Annotated in this window: 14 protein-coding genes and 1 pseudogene; 6 read left to right on the plus strand and 9 right to left on the minus strand. The window is 64.6% G+C overall.

Features of this window, described 5'->3' with window-relative positions; translation table 11 throughout:
- Positions 1-113: 113 nt before the first annotated feature.
- A complete protein-coding gene (locus tag AC0L2O_RS35070; protein WP_409191122.1) occupies positions 114-962 on the minus strand; it encodes a caspase family protein in 849 nt (282 codons plus the stop codon).
- Between the two features lie 421 nt (positions 963-1,383).
- On the opposite strand from AC0L2O_RS35070, the gene AC0L2O_RS35075 reads away from it, so the two are divergent.
- From AC0L2O_RS35075 to AC0L2O_RS35090, 4 genes are all read left to right on the plus strand, one after another.
- Positions 1,384-3,111: a hypothetical protein gene (locus tag AC0L2O_RS35075; RefSeq protein ID WP_473372971.1), complete on the plus strand. Its 1,728-nt coding sequence runs from the start codon at positions 1,384-1,386 to the stop codon at positions 3,109-3,111.
- A gap of 175 nt (positions 3,112-3,286) precedes the next feature.
- Positions 3,287-4,027, plus strand: coding sequence for a thermonuclease family protein (locus tag AC0L2O_RS35080; RefSeq protein ID WP_473372972.1), 741 nt, complete (start codon positions 3,287-3,289; stop codon positions 4,025-4,027).
- Between the two features lie 106 nt (positions 4,028-4,133).
- A complete protein-coding gene (locus tag AC0L2O_RS35085; RefSeq protein WP_473372973.1) occupies positions 4,134-5,321 on the plus strand; it encodes a pyridoxal-phosphate-dependent aminotransferase family protein in 1,188 nt (395 codons plus the stop codon).
- A gap of 254 nt (positions 5,322-5,575) precedes the next feature.
- Positions 5,576-7,678 carry a S9 family peptidase gene (locus AC0L2O_RS35090; RefSeq protein WP_473372974.1) on the plus strand — a complete coding sequence of 701 codons (2,103 nt, stop codon included), beginning with the start codon at positions 5,576-5,578 and terminating at the stop codon, positions 7,676-7,678.
- Between the two features lie 200 nt (positions 7,679-7,878).
- Here the strand turns inward: AC0L2O_RS35090 and AC0L2O_RS35095 are convergent, their stop codons facing one another.
- Positions 7,879-8,598 (minus strand): ribonuclease activity regulator RraA, encoded by a 720-nt coding sequence (locus AC0L2O_RS35095; RefSeq protein ID WP_473372975.1) that lies wholly within the window; start codon positions 8,596-8,598, stop codon positions 7,879-7,881.
- A 141-nt stretch (positions 8,599-8,739) separates the two neighbouring features.
- Positions 8,740-10,479 carry an L-arabinonate dehydratase gene (gene araD, locus AC0L2O_RS35100; RefSeq protein ID WP_473372976.1) on the minus strand — a complete coding sequence of 580 codons (1,740 nt, stop codon included), beginning with the start codon at positions 10,477-10,479 and terminating at the stop codon, positions 8,740-8,742.
- A 261-nt stretch (positions 10,480-10,740) separates the two neighbouring features.
- Between araD and AC0L2O_RS35105 the strand changes: the two genes are divergently transcribed.
- Both AC0L2O_RS35105 and AC0L2O_RS35110 read left to right on the plus strand, forming a co-directional pair.
- Entirely contained in the window at positions 10,741-11,169 is a 429-nt protein-coding gene (locus AC0L2O_RS35105) for a response regulator (RefSeq protein ID WP_473372977.1), read from the plus strand.
- A gap of 67 nt (positions 11,170-11,236) precedes the next feature.
- Positions 11,237-14,746: a PAS domain S-box protein gene (locus AC0L2O_RS35110; protein ID WP_473372978.1), complete on the plus strand. Its 3,510-nt coding sequence runs from the start codon at positions 11,237-11,239 to the stop codon at positions 14,744-14,746.
- Between the two features lie 110 nt (positions 14,747-14,856).
- Here the strand turns inward: AC0L2O_RS35110 and AC0L2O_RS35115 are convergent, their stop codons facing one another.
- The 6 genes and pseudogenes from AC0L2O_RS35115 to AC0L2O_RS35140 all read right to left on the minus strand — a co-directional run.
- The gene (locus AC0L2O_RS35115) at positions 14,857-15,492 is read right to left on the minus strand and encodes a response regulator transcription factor (protein WP_369719904.1); all 636 of its coding nucleotides are present in this window, start codon (positions 15,490-15,492) and stop codon (positions 14,857-14,859) included.
- A 355-nt stretch (positions 15,493-15,847) separates the two neighbouring features.
- Entirely contained in the window at positions 15,848-16,351 is a 504-nt protein-coding gene (locus AC0L2O_RS35120) for a response regulator (RefSeq protein WP_473372979.1), read from the minus strand.
- A 141-nt stretch (positions 16,352-16,492) separates the two neighbouring features.
- Positions 16,493-16,804, minus strand: a complete 312-nt coding sequence (locus AC0L2O_RS35125) for a PilZ domain-containing protein (protein ID WP_473372980.1) — start codon at positions 16,802-16,804, stop codon at positions 16,493-16,495.
- Positions 16,805-16,806: 2 nt separating this feature from the next.
- Positions 16,807-17,685 carry a CheR family methyltransferase gene (locus tag AC0L2O_RS35130; protein WP_473372981.1) on the minus strand — a complete coding sequence of 293 codons (879 nt, stop codon included), beginning with the start codon at positions 17,683-17,685 and terminating at the stop codon, positions 16,807-16,809.
- Between the two features lie 70 nt (positions 17,686-17,755).
- Complete coding sequence (locus AC0L2O_RS35135) at positions 17,756-18,142, minus strand: response regulator (RefSeq protein ID WP_369719909.1); 387 nt, start codon at positions 18,140-18,142, stop codon at positions 17,756-17,758.
- Positions 18,143-18,172: 30 nt separating this feature from the next.
- Positions 18,173-18,276 (minus strand): annotated as a pseudogene (locus AC0L2O_RS35140) (chemotaxis protein CheW); the annotation flags it as partial.

Below are 18,276 nucleotides of genomic sequence, written 5' to 3' on the forward strand. Positions count from 1 at the left end.
GCCAGGCCACGCCTTGACGGCCGCAAGCGCGGCGTCATGCTCGCGGAAATCGGACGCCAACCTAATGGTTGCTACGAGAGTTCGCTGCGAGAGCTCGCGGGGCTTAAGAAAAACTAGCTGCCGGCTTCGCTGAGGTTGACGTCTTCGAGCAGCGAGGAGGAGACGGCCGGGACCTGGTCGCCTTCGGAGGCGCGGGAGACGGCGACGCGGGTCTTGTTGAAGATGCTTTCGGCGCTGCCCTGCGCATTGAGGTTGGCCAGGAGCTCGCTGACCAGCGTGCTGTGCTCGCCCTTGCCGTCGTCGGCGACCTTGCCGGGCGAGGCGGAGGACAGGATCAGCGCGTTGTCGGGCGTGCCGATCGGCGCCAGGCCGTGCGAATAGGAGCGGAAGCGGCGCTCATAGGGATTGCGGCGGGACGCGTCGACCACGACGAGCTTGGCCTTGGCGCCCTGCTCCTTCATCATCTCGAGCACGCCGTCGATGGAGACGCCCTGGCGACGGACGTCGCTCTCCTTCCAGATCACGGCATCGACCGGCAGCATGTAGCTTTCGCGACCGGCCTGCACGCCGTAACCGCCGAAGAACAGCATGACGACGCTGTCGCGCTTGATCCGGGACTTCAGGCGGCTGATCGCACGCGCCATGTCGTCCTTGCTGGCGTCTTCCACCATGTCGACGTCAAAGCCGTTCTTGCGCAGGGTCGAGGACAGCGCGCGGGCGTCGTTGATCGACTGCGTGAGCGGCGCGTTGGCGTCGGGATAATGGCCGTTGCCGATGACGAGCGCGAGGCGCGAGGTCTGGCCCAGCGAACCGCTGATTTGATCGGTCGGGACGGCCTTGGCGGCATCGAGCGAGCGCATGTTGAGAGCAGCATGGGCGCCGATCGCCAGCGACACCGTGCCGATGAGGGCTGCGGCGACTGCAATCGTGCGTCGCGAGAGATCGAGCTGCCTTACATTCATCTCGGTTCGTTCCTGTCATTACCAAAAACCAGCCAAGCGCGCGCACATGTTAAGTAGCGCGATAGCGGCTTTGGGTTTGAGGATTGGCCGGGGGTGTGCCCCCGAATTGCGCGCAATTTGCGGCGCCGCACCAAACAAACCCTTAACCGGATATCGCCCCGGCGGCAATAGATCGCCGAAATTTTGAGCTAAGTCGCTGAAGAGATTGGTTAATTCACCAGTCCCAAAGTCTCCATTTTCGGCGTCCCCGTAGCCTTCCGGAGCCCTGTCATGCAGCCCTCGTGCCGCGTTTTTCCGTGACTTACATCACATTTGTATTTCCTGCGAATCCGGGTAGCTTTTTCAACGACTTGCAGGGGGGTGGCACGCCGATGGGGGCGTCCCGGCCGGCTCCGGGCAAGGCCCCGCGACCAGGTATTTCATGAGCTTTCATTATTTCGCAGGTGCCGCGTGCCGGGCGCTGACGGCGCGGAAAGACGGCCCCTCACTTTATGAGGTCTGCGATCCCGTGTTGTCGGGCCAAGCCAGCGGCGATCCGCATCTGGCCAAATTCTACAAGACCGCGCTCGGCAATCCCGCATTGCGAATGCTGCTCCGCCGCGCCGGTCTGCCCGAGCTCCGCGAGGAAACCAAACTGACCCGGCTGCGCGCGGCGATTGCCCGCGCTCGCGATGATGCCGAGCCTGATTGGGCGGCGGTCGGTCAGCCCGTTGCCGATCTCGTCGACACCATCGCGCTCGATCATCCCAAGCCGCCGCCGGCGATGTTCGCCGGCAGCATGCCGGCGCCAGCGCAGATCGACGGCGTGATCCGGGACTGCGCGCAGCATCTGCTGGGCTCGTACCGCAAGAACGGTTTTCTGCCGACCTATGCTGCCTTCAACCTGATCGGCGATCCCGACCTGCGCGGGCGTGAGCTGATCATGGCACTGACCGGCCTGAACGCGCGCGGCTACAAGAATTCCTCGCTGCTGTTCAACCTGGCGCGCGTCTTCATCGCACGCTCGCCGGCGCGCGCCGTGGTCAATCCGCCCTGGACCGGCATCGCCGAGCCTATGTGGGAGCCGGTGCAGATCCGCCACCGCTCGGCCTATTACGACGCGTTCTTCATCGAGGCGCTGCTCGGCTATTTCGAGACCGGGCTCGCCTCGCCCACCGAGGCGATGGCGGCGAAGGACGCGGTCGCCGACATGGTCGATTTCTGCGTCAACACCAGCCGCGAGCAGGTCGAGGACACCGACGGCGCCCGCTTCGACGTCATCACTGCGCTGGCGCCGGCACCGCATCCGCGGTTTTCCCGCTTCTTCGCCCAGATCAAGCAGGACCTCGGCTTCGGCGTCTACGTGCCCGATTGCGACACCACGGCGTGCTCGATCTCCGCCGCGACGCAGGCCGGCTGCACCGATCCGATCCTCGACCAGCCGCTGCTGGATTTCTACGCCGGCTATCAGGTGCGCGCCGGCGTCAACGAGCCGCGCGTGACGGTGCCGATCAACGACAATATCGACTACGAGGGTGGAGTAGCGACCTGGATCGACAATCTCCGGGGCGAGCGGCCCTATGGCAACGATCTCGATCCGACGCTTAATCTGGACATTCTGGAGGTGAGCTTTCGCAATCTCGCGCGCTGGAAGATTTTGGAGACGCCGGCGCGGCTTGCCACCGTGCATCGGATCCTCGGCTTCCAGAAGCGGCTCGCCGCAAGCGGCGCCTTCGCCAATCCGCGCTCGCACATCTATTATTTGCCCGAACTCTACAGCGCCTATTTCGGCCGCTGCTATGCGGCTTTCCTGGCGCTGCCACTGGCGGCGCAGGCCGCGATCGACCCCGACGGCGATTTCGATCTCATCCGCCACCGCGTGCTGTCCTACGTCAAGGGCGAGCTGATGGCGGCGGAGATGAACGTGTTCGACGCCGCGCTCGCCCTGATCGCACTCGGCCATCTCGGCGCCGACCCGCGCGCCTTCGCGCCGGCGCTGAACGTGATCGTCAATGCTGTCGGCGAAGGCGGCCGCCGCGGCCCGTTCCGCGCCTATGAATGGAACAAGATGAAGACGCCCACGCGGATCCTGGTGGGCGGTCCGGAGGTGACGTCGGCCTTCGTGCTGATGGCGCTGGCGGTGGCGAGAAAGGCGATGGCGCGGGGTTAGGTCTCGCAGGATTCTTCACCCTCCCCTGGAGGGTGTCTCCAGGGAGGGTAAGTAACCTCCGCGCCAACAATGACGGGAAGTTGACAGCCCGTCTGTCGGGCAGGCGCTGGCCGCGGGGACAAAAGCCGACCACAATTGGGGGCTTTATCGAGAGTTTCATCAGACGCGGACCGGCATGTTGCGAAAATTCCTGATTGCGCTGTCTTTGCTCGCTTTGTCTTTCCCGGCCTTGCCGTCGCTGGCACAGGCCGCCGACATCACCGGCACCGCCAAGGTCCGTGACGGCGATTCCGTCCTGATCGGCAACACGCGGATCCGGCTCGGCGGCATCGACGCGCCTTCAGTCGACCAGCTCTGCCTCAACAACAAGGGCGAACGCTGGACCTGCGGCATCGCGGCCCGCGACGAGCTCGCCAAATACGCCGACGGCAAGAACTGGGCCTGCCATGCGAGATCGATCGACCGGCGCGGACGCACCGTGGCACGCTGCGATGTCGGTGGCGAGGATATCCAGAAATGGCTGGTCCGCGCAGGCTGGGCGCTGGCCTACGCCCGCATGTCGCACGACTATGAGGCGGACGAGAAGGCCGCGCGCGAGGCAAAAGCCGGGATGTGGCAGGGCGCCTTCATCGCACCCTGGGACTGGCGCGTGCGCAACAAGAAGACGACCATATTGGGCGCCACCAAGCCATCGGAGGGGGCGCATTCCGTGCTGCTCGCCTCGGCCTCGGGGCCGGTCGCCCCCTCGCCGGACTGCACCATCAAGGGCAACGTCAACACGGCGGGCGAGTGCATCTATCATACCCCGACCAGCCGCTGGTACACCCAGATCAAGATGAAGATCAGCAAGGGCACGCGCTGGTTCTGCTCAGTCGAGGAGGCGGAGGCCGCCGGCTGCCGCGAGACGAAGAGATAAGAGCCCCAGACCTGCATTTTGCGCGCTTTTCTTGGATGCCCGCGCCGCGTAAAAGCGTCATGCGATGACCCTCCAGACCGTCTTCACGACATAAGGACAAACGAAAATGACCGTTCGCGCGGGCCGGGAATTTCTGGCCATCCCCGGGCCCACCACGATGCCCGATGCGGTGCTGCAGGCGATGCATCGTCCGGCGATCGACATCTACTCCAAGCAGATGACCGATCTGACCGAGAGCTTGCTCCGCGACATCTCGAACCTGTTTGCGACCAAGGGCAAATCCTACATCTACATCGCCAACGGTCACGGCGCCTGGGAAGCGGCGCTGAGCAACGTGCTGTCGCGCGGCGACAAGGTGCTGGTGCTGGAGAGCGGGCGGTTCGCGATCGGCTGGGGCCATGCGGCTTCGCTGATGGGCGCCGAGGTCGAGGTGCTCAAGGGCGACTGGCGCCGCGCGGTGCGGCCGCACGAGGTCGAGGAGCGGCTGCGCCGCGACAAGGAGCACACGATCAAGGCCGTCGTGGTCGTCCAGGTCGATACCGCCTCCGGCGTGCAGAACGACGTCGAGGCGATCGGCAAGGCGATCAAGGCGAGCGGCCATCCCGCGCTGTACATGGTCGACACCGTGGCTTCGCTCGGCTGCATGCCGTTCGAGATGGACAAATGGGGCATCGACGTCGCGATGTCCGGCTCGCAGAAAGGCCTGATGACGCCGCCCGGTCTCGGCTTCGTCGCGGCGAACGCGCGCGCGCTCGAGGTGCACAAGAAGGCCAACATGAGCACGCCCTATTGGAGCTGGAGCGAGCGCGAGGGCACCGAGCACTATCGCAAATATGCCGGCACCGCGCCGGTGCATCTGTTGTTCGCACTGCGCCAGGCAATCGACCTGTTGCACGAGGAAGGGCTGGAGAACGCCTTTCGCCGCCACAGCCTGCTCGGCGAAGCCGCGCGCCGTGCCGTCGGCGCATGGTCTGAAGGCCAGGTGCTCGGCTTCAATATCGCCGAGGCGAGCGAGCGCTCCAACACGGTCACCACCGTGACCATGAGCAACGGCCATGATCCGGCGGCACTGCAACGCTATTGCAAGGAGAAGTGCGGCGTGGTGCTCGGCACCGGCATCGGCGACCTCTCCGGCCAGGCCTTCCGCATCGCCCATATGGGCCACGTCAATGCACCGATGCTGCTCGGCACGTTAGGGGTGATCGAGGTCGGCCTCAACGCGCTGAAGATCCCGCACGGCAAGGGCGGCCTCGAGGCGGCGGTGGCGTATCTGGGTGAGCAGGTCGCGGTGTAAGCGGGCGCGCGCCCAGAATTCAGTGGTCATCCCGGCGAAGGCCGGGACCCATAACCCCGACTGGCTGTGATCCGAAGAGTCCAACTCCGAGCCATCGCCAAACTACTCCCTGTGGGTATGGGTCCCGGCCTTCGCCGGGACGACACGGGAGTTTGATGAAGCTCCTGAGTTTCACATCGGTCTTCCCGCTTCTTTAAATCCCCTGCCTTCGATCTGATATAGGGACAACACCCGCCCCTATCTCGAGGATCGATTTGCCCAACATCGCCAGCAAGACCCCGCCCATCGCCCCGCGCCGGCCGCACAGCTTCACCCGGCACGGCATCACCGTGACCGACGACTATGCCTGGCTGAAGGACGCGAACTGGCAGGAGGTGCTGCGCGATCCCAAGGTGCTTGATCCCGACGTCCGCAAATATCTGGACGAGGAGAACGACTACACCGACAGCCTGCTCGGCCACACCGGGCCGCTGCAGAAGACGCTGGTGCGCGAGATGCGCGGGCGCATCAAGGAGGACGATTCCAGCGTGCCGTCGCCGGATGGGTCGTTCGCTTATTTCCGCAAATTCCGCGAGGGCGGACAGCATGAATTGTTCGGCCGCATGCCGCGCGACGGTGGTGATGGCCATATCGTGCTCGACGGCGACGCGCTCGCAAAGGACCACGCGTATTTCAAGTTTGGCGGCAGCCGGCACTCGCCGGATCATAAGCTGCAAGCCTGGAGCGCGGACACCAAGGGCTCCGAATATTTTTCGATCCGCGTGCGCGACTGGGCAACGGGGAAGGATTCTGACGATATCGTCGAGGAGACCGACGGCGGCATCGTCTGGAGCAAGGACTGCAAAGGCTTCTTCTATGTGAAGCTGGACGACAATCACCGGCCAATGCAGGTGTGGCGGCACCGGCTCGGCACCAGTCAAGCCGACGATGTCCTGGTCTATGAGGAGCAGGATTCCGGCTGGTTCACCCATTTGCACGAGAGCACCAGCGGGCGCTTCTGCGTGATCGCCGGCGGCGATCACGAGACCTCGGAGCAGCGGCTGCTCGACCTCGCCAATCCCGAGGCACCGCCGCGCCTGGTCGCGGCGCGCGAGGACGGCGTGCAATATTCGCTGGCGGATCGCGGCGACGAGCTCTTCATCCTCACCAATGCCGATGACGCGATCGACTTCAAGATCGTCACCGCGCCGCTCGCATCGCCCGAGCGCGCGAACTGGCGCGACCTGATCCCGTATCGTCCCGGCATCTACATCATCGATCTCGATCTCTATGCCGGCCATCTGGTGCGGCTGGAGCGCGCCAACGCGCTGCCGGGAATCGTGATCCGCGATCTGGCCTCCGGCGAAGAGCACGCGATCGCCTTCGACGAGGCGGCCTACTCGCTCGACACGATGGGCTCCTACGAATTCGACACGACGAATTTGCGCTTTGCCTATTCGTCGATGACGACGCCGTCGGAAGTCTACGACTACGACATGGCGAAGCGGACGCGGGTGCTTCGCAAGCGCCAGGAGATTCCGTCCGGCCACAACGCCGCCGACTACGTGACCACCCGCATCATGGCCAAGTCGGATGACGGCGCGGAGGTGCCGGTCTCGATCCTCTATCGCCGCGGGCTTAAGCTCGACGGCTCAGCGCCGCTGCTGCTCTACGGCTACGGCTCCTACGGCATGGCGATGCCGGCCTCGTTCAGCGCCAACCGCCTGTCGCTGGTCGACCGCGGCTTTGTTTACGCCATCGCCCATATCCGCGGCGGCGCCGACAAGGGCTGGGGCTGGTATCTCGACGGCAAGCGCGACAAGAAGACGAATTCGTTCGGCGATTTCGCGGCCAGCGCGCGGGCGCTGATCGACGCCAAGTACACCAGCGCAAAGCGCATCGTCGGCCATGGCGGCTCGGCCGGCGGCATGCTGATGGGCGCGGTGGCGAACCGCGCCGGCGAATTGTTCGCCGGCATCGTCGCCGAGGTGCCATTCGTCGACGTCCTCAACACCATGCTCGACGACACGCTGCCGTTGACGCCGCCGGAATGGCCGGAATGGGGCAACCCGATCGAGAGCGAGACGGATTTTCGCACCATCCTGTCCTATTCGCCGTACGACAATGTCGCGGCAAAGGAGTATCCGGCGATCCTGGCGATGGGCGGCTTGACCGATCCGCGCGTCACCTATTGGGAGCCCGCCAAATGGATCGCGCGCCTGCGCGCCACCATGAGCGGCGGCGGCCCGGTTCTCCTGCGCACCAACATGGGCGCCGGCCACGGCGGCGCCTCGGGGCGCTTCAACCGGCTGGACGAGGTTGCGATCGTGTACGCGTTCGCGCTGTGGGCGGCGGGGATGGCGGAGGCCGGGGTATAGGCCAACGCCCGCCCGCGTGTCGTATGGCACGACTGCCTCCAGATCGTCGTCCTGGCGAAAGCTAGGACCCATACCGCGGGATGTATCGATGTGGAGCAGGTGACTTGTACCGGGGAAGATCTCTTAAGTGCCAGCATTCGCGAAACTTCGCGCTGGGGTAATGGGTCCTGGCTTTCGCCAGGACGACATTGGTGTGCGAACTACCTTCCGTTCTTTTTCCGCCATTCCGCGAAGTCGGTCAGGGTCTGCGGGTCCGTTGCCGGATAGAGCCCGAAGATGCCGCGGCCCTTGTTGACTTGCTCGGTCACGAAATCCTCGAAAGCGGTCATCTCGAAGGTCTCGTTCGCGATCTCGTCCGCGAGATGCGCGGGAATCACGATGACGCCGTCGGCATCACCCAAAATCACGTCGCCGGGAAACACCGGCGCATCGCCGCAGCCGATCGGGACGTTGATCTCGATGGCCTGGTGCAGCGTCAGATTGGTCGGCGCGCTCGGGCGATGATGGTAGGCGGGGATGCCGAGCTTTGCGATCTCGGCGGAATCGCGAAAACCGCCGTCGGTGACGACGCCGGCGACGCCGCGCTTCATCAAGCGCGTCACCAGGATTGCGCCGGCCGAGGCGGCGCGCGCGTCCTTGCGGCTGTCCATCACCAGCACGCTGCCCGCCGGACAATCCTCGACCGCCTTGCGCTGCGGATGGGAGCGATCCTTGAACACGTCGATGGTGTTGAGATCCTCGCGCGCCGGCATGTAGCGGAGTGTGAAGGCCTCGCCGACCATGGTCGGCTGGTTCGCGCCCAATGGGTGCACGTCCTGGATCATCTGGACGCGCAGGCCGCGCTTGAACAGCGCGGTGGCCACGGTGGCGGTGGAGACGGTCTTGAGCTTCTCGCGGGTGGTGTCGGTGAGTTTGGACATATTCATCCTCTTGTCATTCCGGGGCGCGCGGAGCGCGAACTAAGATGCGCAATTGCGCATCTGAGAATCCATCGGGCCGCACGCCTCTGCGGAGAAATGGGTTCCGGGTTCGATGCTTCGCATCGCCCCGGAACGACAACGTCAATAAATCGACGGCTCGCCGATCGGCGCGCCGAAATCGGTCTCCAGGAAGTCGAAGTCGCAGCCATCATTGGCTTGCCTGATATGCTTGGTGAACATCCAGCCATAGCCGCGCTCGAAGCGGCGCTCGGGCGGCTTCCAGGCCGCGCGGCGCTTTGCAAGCTCGGCCTCGGACACATCGAGATTGATGGTGCGGGCGGCGACGTCGAGCGAAATGCGGTCGCCATTCCGCACCAAGGCGAGCGGACCGCCGACGTAGGACTCGGGCGCGACGTGCAGAATGCAGGCACCGTAGCTGGTGCCGCTCATGCGCGCGTCCGAGATGCGCACCATGTCGCGCACGCCCTGCTTCACGAGCTTGGTTGGGATCGGCAGCATGCCCCATTCCGGCATGCCCGGCCCGCCCTGCGGCCCCGCATTGCGCAAAATGAGAATGTGGTCTTCGGTGACGTCGAGATCGGGATCGTCGACCGCCTTCTTCATCGCGGCATAGTCGTCGAACACCAGCGCCGGCCCGGTGTGCTTGAGGAACCGCGGCGCGCAGGCGCTCGGCTTGATGACGCAGCCGTCGGGCGCGAGATTGCCCTTGAGCACGGCAAGCGCGCCTTCCTTGTAGATGGGATTGTCGACCGAGCGGATCACGTCGTCATTGTGGACTTCGGCCTGCGCGATGTTCTCGCCGACAGTCTGGCCGGTGACCGTGACGCAGTCGAGATGCAGATGCGGCTTGATCTGGCTCATCAGTGCCGGCAGGCCGCCGGCATAGAAGAAATCTTCCATCAGATAAGTATCGCCGCTCGGCCGCACATTGGCGATGACGGGCACCTTGCGGCTCGCCTTCTCGAAATCGTCGAGGCCGATATCCTGGCCGGCGCGGCGGGCCTGCGCGATCAGATGGATGATGGCATTGGTCGAGCAGCCCATCGCCATCGCCACCGCGATCGCGTTCTCGAACGCTTTCCGCGTCTGGATCGTCTTCGGCGTCAGATCTTCCCACACCATCTCGACGATGCGGCGGCCGCATTCGGAGGCCATGCGGATGTGGTTGGCATCCGCGGCGGGAATCGAAGAAGCACCGGGCAGCGTCATGCCGATCGCTTCGGCGATCGCGGTCATGGTCGAGGCCGTGCCCATGGTCATGCAGGTGCCGTAACTGCGCGCGATGCCGGCTTCGATATCGAGCCAGTCCTTGTCGGAGATCTTTCCGGCGCGGCGCTCGTCCCAATATTTCCAGCCGTCGGAACCCGAGCCGAGTGTCTTGCCCTTCCAATTGCCGCGCAGCATCGGGCCTGCCGGCAGGTAGATCGCCGGGATATTCATCGAGGTCGCCCCCAGCAGCAGCGCGGGCGTGGTCTTGTCGCAGCCGCCCATCAGCACCACGCCGTCGACGGGATGGCTGCGCAGCAGCTCCTCGGCGTCCATGGCCAGCAGATTGCGGTAAAGCATCGTGGTCGGCTTGAGCAGCGATTCGGACAGCGACAGCGCCGGCAGCTCCAGCGGCAGGCCGCCGGCCATCAGGATGCCGCGCTTGACGTCGTCGACGCGCGACTTGAAGTGCATGTGACAGGGTTGCGCGTCCGACCAGGTGTTGAGGATCGCGATGATCGGACGATCCTTCCACTCCTCGGGTGCATAGCCCATCTGCATGGTGCGGGAGCGGTGGCCGAACGAGCGGAGGTCGTCGGGCGCAAACCAGCGCGCGCTGCGGAGCTGCTCGGGCGTCTTTTTCCTGGTGGTCATTTTCCTGTCCGTCGAGGGATTCCGCCCTGCTCTTCCCACAGGCCATCCGTCCCTCGCAAGACGCCGGGCTGACCGGAAACGGGCGCCTGCTATGCACACAGGCGTGCATAGGTCCGGGTGCGTTGCAACAACAAGGCCGATGGCTCGGCGACCACCCGCGAAATCCTTGCAGGTTGAGTGGAATCCGCGCAACACTTTCACATTTGGTGCGTCGACTGACTAACCGATTTGCCCTCGCATCCGGCCCAGAGGATTGGAATTTTGGCCAACATCCTGATCGTGGATGACGATCCGGCCGTACAGCTCACGATCCGGCTGCTTCTGGAGCGGGCCGGTCATCACATCACAGTGGCAGGCGATGGCCACCAGGCGCTCGCTTTGTTCGAGGCGAGCCAATTCGACCTGCTGTTCCTCGACATTTTCATGCCCGGCATGGACGGGCTCGAGACGATGCGCCACATCCGGGCGCTGCAACCGGCCATTCCGATCGTCGTCATTTCCGGCCGCTCGATCACCCCGGATGCCTATGCCGAGCCGGACTTCCTGAACATGGCGACCAAGCTCGGCGCCGTGGCGAGCTTGCAGAAGCCATTTCGGGCCGACGCACTGCTTGCGACGGTCGACGGCTGCCTGAAATCGGTGCAATCATCATCCCCGCCGCAGCCCCAAGCCGGCGTCGGCATCCCATGACGGGGTCATCCATGGTGCGCCGGTCCAGACCATCCGGCTCCAGTCTCGACGCGGCGCGAAGGCCAACATGACTCTCGCAACACGGCTGGCCATCGCGATGATCCTGCTGGTGGCTGTTACCGTGGCCGCCGTGGGCTGGCTCGGCTATCGCAACATCACCCAGGCCGTCATTCCGCGCGTGCTGGAACGCATCGAAGCCCAGTCACGCCTGCGGGCGACCAATCTGGAATCCTATGTGGCCGGAGCTCGCGGCGATCTGGTCGGCTATCGCTCTGCCGCGGCCATCAATGGCCTGATTCGCGCGCACATCGGCGGGGGCATCGACGCCGCCGACGGCGTGTCGGAGCAAACCTGGCGCGAGCGCATTGCAGCGCGGCTCGCGGCCGAGATCGAGGCCAAACCCAGCTACGGACAATTTCGGATCATTGGCGTTGACGACGACCAGCGCGAGCTGGTCCGCGTCGATCGCTCCGGACCGAATGGTGCGGTACGGGTCGTCCCCACCAGCGAACTGGAGCCCAAGAGCGAGCGAGCCTATTTTCAGGAAACGATTCGACTGGCACCGGGCGAGATTTACGTTTCGCCCATCGACCTCGCCACCCGCCAGGGAGGGACCACGGCCCTTCACACGCCGACCTTGCGGGTCGCGACGCCGCTGTTCACACCCGACGGCAAGCCGTTCGGCATCATCATCGCCAATATTGACATGCGTCCGGCACTCGACCGCGTCCGTTCGACCGGCGGCGGCGCGGACGGAGATATCTACGTCGTGAATTCGCGCGGCGACTATCTCGTCCATCCCGATCGCGCGCGCGAATTCGGCTCCTTGCGCGGCCACCCCACCGATTGGCGCAATGACTTTCCATTTTTTGCGGCCTTGGCCGGCACACTGCAAGCATCCACCCAGCTCGTCACCGACGCGTCGGGCCGGCCGAGCGGCGCGGCGATCGCGCCAGCGCTGCTTGCGGGCAAGGAATGGGTCGCGATCATCGAGACGGTTCCTCCGGCGGTGTTCGGCCGCGTGCCCGCTGCCATTCAAAAAACGTCCTTACTCGTCGGCGTGCTTGCCGTCCTCGCCGCGGCTTCGCTCGCAGTGCTGCTGGCACGGTCCTTGACGCGCCCGATCGGGCGCCTGACCGCGGCGGTCGAGGCGATCGGCAGCGGGCGGCCTGCCGGCATACCCGTCGATGCAAGCGGCGAGACCGGCGTGCTGGCGCGGGCTTTTGCCCACATGGTCGAGGAGACGCGGGCGAAAACAGCCGCGCTCGAGCGCGAGGTCCGGGAGCATCGCGGCACCGAGGCGGCACGAAGCCATCATGCGGAGCGCGAGCGCCTGTTCAGCGCCGCTGTCGAATCATCCGACGAGGCCATCGTGATGCAGTCGCTCGACGCTATCATTACCGGCTGGAATCCTGCCGCTGAGCGCCTCTATGGCTATTCGGCGAACGAGGCGATCGGACAATCCACCTCGATCATCGTCCCGCCCGAGCGCCGGGAGCAGGGTAAGGACTATCTGGCCCGAATCGCCCGGGGCGAGCCGATCGAACGGTTCGAGACGGTGCGCCTGCGCAAGGACGGGACGTCGGTCGACATCTCGCTCAACCTCTCGCCGATCAGGGGGACGTCGGGCGAGATCATCGGCGTCTGCGGCAGCGCGGGCAGCCTGACCGAGGCGCGGCGCGCCGAGCGGGCGCTCCAACAGCAGATCGAGGAGCGGCGGCAGCTTTTCGACACCTCGCAAGACCTGATCATGATCATGAACGCGCGGGGCCATGTCGTGCAGATCAGCCCGAGCAGCGCGGCCATTCTGGGCTACCAGCCGGGCGAGATGATCGGCCGCAGCGGCGCCGATTTCATTCACCCCGCCCATCTCGATCACTCCCGCGAGGAGATGCGCGCGCTGCGGCGCGGCGAGCGTCTGAGGCTCGCGGACACCCGCTGCCTCCACAAGGACGGGCGCGAGGTCTGGCTCTCCTGGCTCGGCAACTGGTCCGATCAGGCCCAGCGCTTCTTCTTCGTCGGGCGTGACATGACAGAGGCCCGACTCGCGCAGGAGGCCTTGCGCGAAAGCGAGCAGCTGGCGCGCAACATCGTCGACACCGCGCTCGATGCCTTCACGCAAACCGACCAGACCGGCACCATCCTGAACTGGAACTCGCAGGCCGAGAAGCTGTTCGGCTGGCCGCGCGAGGAGGCAATCGGGAAGAATGCCATCGATCTCTTCGTCGCCCCCACCGAGCGCGAAGGCGTGAGGGCCAGACTACAGCTCTTTCTCGAATCCAAGGCGCAGGAGCTGCCCGGTCCACGGCGCGAGCTTCTGGTGCGCCGGCGCGACGGCAAGGAATTCAGGGCCGAGCTCAGCGTCACGGCGCTGCGTCGGCGCGACGGAGTCTTCTTCAATTCGTTCTACCGCGATCTCACCGAGAAGATCGCGGCCGAGGAGCGCATCCGTCAAGCGGAGAAGATGGAGGCGGTCGGCCAGCTCACCGGCGGCGTGGCACATGATTTCAACAACATCCTCACGGTCATCACCGGCACGATCGAGATCCTGGCTGACGCGGTGGCCAAGGAGCCGGACCTTGCGGCGATTACCAGGATGATCGACGAGGCCGCCGGACGCGGCGCCGAGCTGACCCAGCACCTGCTCGCCTTTGCGCGCAAGCAGCCGCTCCAGCCGCGCGAGATCGACATCAATTCGCTGATCATCGACACCGCGAAGCTGTTGCGACCGACGCTCGGCGAGCAGATCCAGATCGAATCCGTGTTCGAGGACGAGAGCTGCGTTGCGATCGTCGATCCCAACCAGCTCACCACGGCGATCCTCAACCTCGCGCTCAACGCCCGCGACGCCATGCCCGGCGGCGGCAAGCTGATCGTGGAGACGGGCGCCGCCTATCTCGACGAGACCTATGCCAGCAGCAACGACGTCCCGCCCGGACACTACGTGCTGATCGCCGTGAGCGACACCGGCTCGGGCATCCCCGCCAACATGCTGGCCAGGGTGTTCGATCCCTTCTTCACCTCGAAGGGGCCGGGCAAGGGCACCGGACTCGGGCTCTCCATGGTCTACGGTTTCATCAAGCAGTCCGCGGGACACATCAAGATCTACAGCGAGGAGAGCCACGGCACCACGATCAAGATGTACCTGCCGCCCGGCAAGACGCCTACGGCAGTCAGCGAAGGCGTGACGCCGACGTCGATCGAAGGCGGGCACGAAACGATCCTGGTGGTCGAGGACGACCGGCTGGTTCGCGACTACGTGCTGGCGCAACTGCATTCGCTCGGCTACGTCACGCTGCAAGCCGCGAACGCCGCCGAGGCGCTCGCCATCGTCGGCTCCGGAACGCCGTTCGACCTGCTGTTCACCGACGTGATCATGCCCGGCAACATGAACGGACGGCAGCTCGCCGACGAGGTGTTGAAGACGCGTCCCGATCTGCGCGTGGTCTACACGTCCGGCTACACCGAGAATGCGATCATCCATCACGGCCGACTGGATTCAGGCGTTCTGCTGCTGGCAAAACCTTATCGCAAATCCGATCTCGCGCGGATCATCCGCAAGGCGCTGGGCGGGTGAGGCTGCGCAGGCAGGATGAAGCCGAGCGTGGTCCGGGACAAGTCTATGCGTGAAGAAACAACCCCGGATTCGCTGCGCTCCATCCGGGCTACAAGATTGCGGAAGCAACCCTACGACGCGCGCTGGGCTGCCGTCATCACGATACGGATCAGATCGGCAGCATTGCGGGCGCCGAGCTTCTTCATGATGTTGGCGCGGTGATCCTCGATGGTGCGCGGGCTGATGCCGAGGGTGCGGCCCGCCTCCTTGTTGGAGGCCCCGGCGGCGAACTGCTCAAGCACCTCGCGTTCCCTCCGGGTCAGCGGCTCGCGTCCGGGGAAGTGCAGCGAACCGAACTTCGGGGACGCATTCTCCGCCTGCCTGCGGGCATAAGCCCCGATCGCCTCGTCGAGCCGCCCGACGATCTCACTGCCGCGGAACGGCTTCTCGATGAAGTCGAGCGCGCCGCTCTTGATGGCGCCCACCGCCATCGCGATATCGCCCTGCCCTGAGATCATGAAGATCGGTGCGGGATAATCCTCGCCGTGCAGCTCCCTGAGAATGTCGAGACCCGACTTTCCGGGAATGTGCACGTCGAGCAGGATCGCGGCCGGTGTGCGGTTCCGCGCGACGGAGAGCAACGCTGCGCCGTCCGCGAAACAGATCACCTCATAGCCCGCCGCCTTCAACACCATCGACAGGGTGTCGCGAACGGCAGGATCGTCGTCGACCACGAAGATTTCACCACGGGGGGTTTGATCGGCCATGTGCCAAATCCATCTGTGCCAAATCCATTTGGCATTAAGGAGTCGCGTCCGGGCCAACCGTTATGGCGTTCGGCGCGGATTGGGCCCACCATATATGTACGGGACATGGACTTAACGCACAAGTAGCCGCGCAGTGCCTTCTTGCGGAGGACGGAGAATACCCATGTCAAATTTTGCCGGCACGACGCTACCGTCGCTGAAACCGACAGCCGACAGTTGGTCGCGGCCGATCTTCGCCGTCTGATCAGGCGGATCGAGGCTCGCATGCGCCTGATCGACGCTGCCATGGAACTGGACGGGAGCGTCACGATGTCCGGCGACATTTTCGCGCCCGATCGCATCGGCGCTCCGGGCCTTACCCGCGGTGCCGTTCCACGATCGCGTCGGTGGCGACGCCGCCCCAGGTATGCATCGCCGGGAGCCCCATGGCCGTCTTGCCGAGATTGGCAAGGCTGATGCGAAGCGCCGCGAGATCCAGCGGCTTGGGCAGGCTCTGAAGCTCGATCCCCACTGAGCGGGCGAAGCTGCGAGCACCACTGCGGCGCTTGCCCTCCATGCCGCTGATCACGATCACGGAACCTGAGAATTTCGCCGCCGCCATCTCCCGCAGCACGTCGACGCCGTCGCCGTCCTCCAGTACGAGATCGAGCGTCACGCAGTCGAAGCGAGCGGTGCGGAGCTTTTCAATCGCTTCCGCGACCGACGGCGCCACGGTGACTTCGTGGCCGGCCTGCTTGGCAGCGACCGTGATCAGGCTGCGTTGCGTGGCATCGTCGTCGACCACGAGCAGCTGAAGCGCGCGCCGCTCGGCGACGTCGGGCAGGTTGGACGAAACGGGAGAGAGGGAGCTTCTTGGCATTACCGGACCCTGAGATTGAGACCGGCAATCGATACACGGAACGCGCTTCAGCCCCGTAAAGCCGTTGCGACAAATTCATTCGGATGTTTTCAGAAAATGTGAAGCAACGCGTCGGGAATTGGCACCGCGCAGGCGCGCGGATCAGACCACCGCCTCGTGGCCGGTGGTCCGCTTCTTCCGATTCTTGCCGCGCAGGAACTGGATGTCCATTTCGGCGCCGTTGACGCGCACCAGCTCGCAGCGGCGGTAGGCGAGGCCCGTGGACGACAGCAGCAGGAAGAACTCCTTCAGGTTCAAGCCCTGGATCGAACCTTCCACCGTGAGGATGGCGTCGGTGTCGGAAATCGCGTTGAGCTTGCAGTCGCGGCGCCAAGTGCCGTCGATGGCCATGATGCAGACGTCATAGCCGCGACTGAACGTCACGCGTTCCAGACCCTTTCCATCCTCGGCCATGCTTATCGCCCCATTACTGCTGCCATCCGCGGCGGCGCGTCGGCGAGCGCCGGCTTGGCTGCCGTCGCACGCGGATCGTTGGGCTTGTAGAGGCCGCGCCGTTCCGGAATCGGCTTGAAAGTATCGGTCAGTCCGACCACCGTCTCGGCCGCGCCCAGCACCAGGAAGCCGTCTCCCTCGATCTGGCGGGCCAGGCGGTTGAAGATCTTGATCTTGGTGTCCTGGTCGAAATAGATCAGCACGTTGCGGCAGAAGATGACGTCGAAGGTGCCGAGCTGGGCGAAGTCGTGCAGCAGGTTGAGCTGCCGGTGCTGAATCATCGCGCGCAGCTCGGGATTGATCTGCCACGTCTCGCCAGTCTGCTTGAAATATTTCATCAGCATCTGGATCGGCAGGCCGCGCTGCACTTCGAACTGGCTGTAGATGCCCGCCTTGGCCTTCTCCAGCACTTCCTGCGACAGGTCGGTTGCGATGATCTCGACGCGCCAGCCCGTGAGGGCCGCGCCCATCTCCTTCAGGCTCATCGCGAGCGAATAGGGCTCCTGCCCGGTCGAGCCGGCTGCGCACCAGATGCGCACGCTGCGGCGGCCGGCGCGCGCCTTGATGACTTCCGGCATGATGGTGTCGCGGAAATGATCGAACGGGACCTTGTCGCGAAAGAAGAAGGTCTCATTGGTGGTCATGGCTTCGACCACGCTGGTGACGAGCGCGCTCGAGCCGCCTTGCAGTTTCTGCACCAGCTCGCCGATGCCGGACAGCCCGGCCTTGCGGGCGAGCGGCAACAGCCGGCTTTCGATCAGATATTGCTTGTCTGCGGACAGGTCGAGCCCGGAGTGATCCCTCAGGAACTTACGCAGATACTCATACTCGGTGGGGGTCACGGATGGCCTCTCGGTAGCTATACTGGGAACACTCTGCCGAGCGACTTGCTCAGCGACTCGGGCCAGACACTCAGACCATGACTTGTCCAACGGGGATCAAGCCGACTTCAGCAAATTTGTCGGCGATGATGTCTTTGTCGAAGGGCTTCATGATGTACTCGTTGGCACCGCCGCTCAGTGCCTGAGCGATGTGAGCCACGTTGTTCTCGGTGGTGCAGAACACGACCTTGGGCTGGTCTCCGCCGGGCAGGCGGCGCATGTGGCCCATGAACTCAAAGCCATCCATGATCGGCATGTTCCAGTCGAGCAGCACCGCGTCGGGCAATTTGCGCTGGCAGATCTCGAGCGCTTTCGAGCCGTCCTCGGCCTCGGTGACTTCGAATTCCAGGCCTTCCAGGATCCGGCGTGCGATCTTGCGCACGACGCTGGAATCATCGACCACCAAACATGTCTTCATTTTTGTTCTCCGGCTTCGATGTATTGGGGCTCACGCAGCCATTTGCACTTCGGTTTTGAGCTCGAGGACGCGATCGACGTCGAGGACGACCATGAGCTGACCGTCGAGGCGGTGGACGCCGCCGGCGAGCTTGG

The organism is Bradyrhizobium sp. Kon10, assembly GCF_055807395.1.

Bases quoted from the DNA above. Each gene is read 5' to 3' on its own strand.
- AC0L2O_RS35070 (WP_409191122.1), bottom strand. From the start codon at position 962: ATGAATGTAAGGCAGCTCGATCTCTCGCGACGCACGATTGCAGTCGCC.
- AC0L2O_RS35075 (WP_473372971.1), top strand. From the start codon at position 1,384: ATGAGCTTTCATTATTTCGCAGGTGCCGCGTGCCGGGCGCTGACGGCG.
- AC0L2O_RS35080 (WP_473372972.1), top strand. From the start codon at position 3,287: ATGTTGCGAAAATTCCTGATTGCGCTGTCTTTGCTCGCTTTGTCTTTC.
- AC0L2O_RS35085 (WP_473372973.1), top strand. From the start codon at position 4,134: ATGACCGTTCGCGCGGGCCGGGAATTTCTGGCCATCCCCGGGCCCACC.
- AC0L2O_RS35095 (WP_473372975.1), bottom strand. From the start codon at position 8,598: ATGTCCAAACTCACCGACACCACCCGCGAGAAGCTCAAGACCGTCTCC.
- araD (WP_473372976.1), bottom strand. From the start codon at position 10,479: ATGACCACCAGGAAAAAGACGCCCGAGCAGCTCCGCAGCGCGCGCTGG.
- AC0L2O_RS35110 (WP_473372978.1), top strand. From the start codon at position 11,237: ATGACTCTCGCAACACGGCTGGCCATCGCGATGATCCTGCTGGTGGCT.
- AC0L2O_RS35115 (WP_369719904.1), bottom strand. From the start codon at position 15,492: ATGGCCGATCAAACCCCCCGTGGTGAAATCTTCGTGGTCGACGACGAT.
- AC0L2O_RS35120 (WP_473372979.1), bottom strand. From the start codon at position 16,351: ATGCCAAGAAGCTCCCTCTCTCCCGTTTCGTCCAACCTGCCCGACGTC.
- AC0L2O_RS35125 (WP_473372980.1), bottom strand. From the start codon at position 16,804: ATGGCCGAGGATGGAAAGGGTCTGGAACGCGTGACGTTCAGTCGCGGC.
- AC0L2O_RS35135 (WP_369719909.1), bottom strand. From the start codon at position 18,142: ATGAAGACATGTTTGGTGGTCGATGATTCCAGCGTCGTGCGCAAGATC.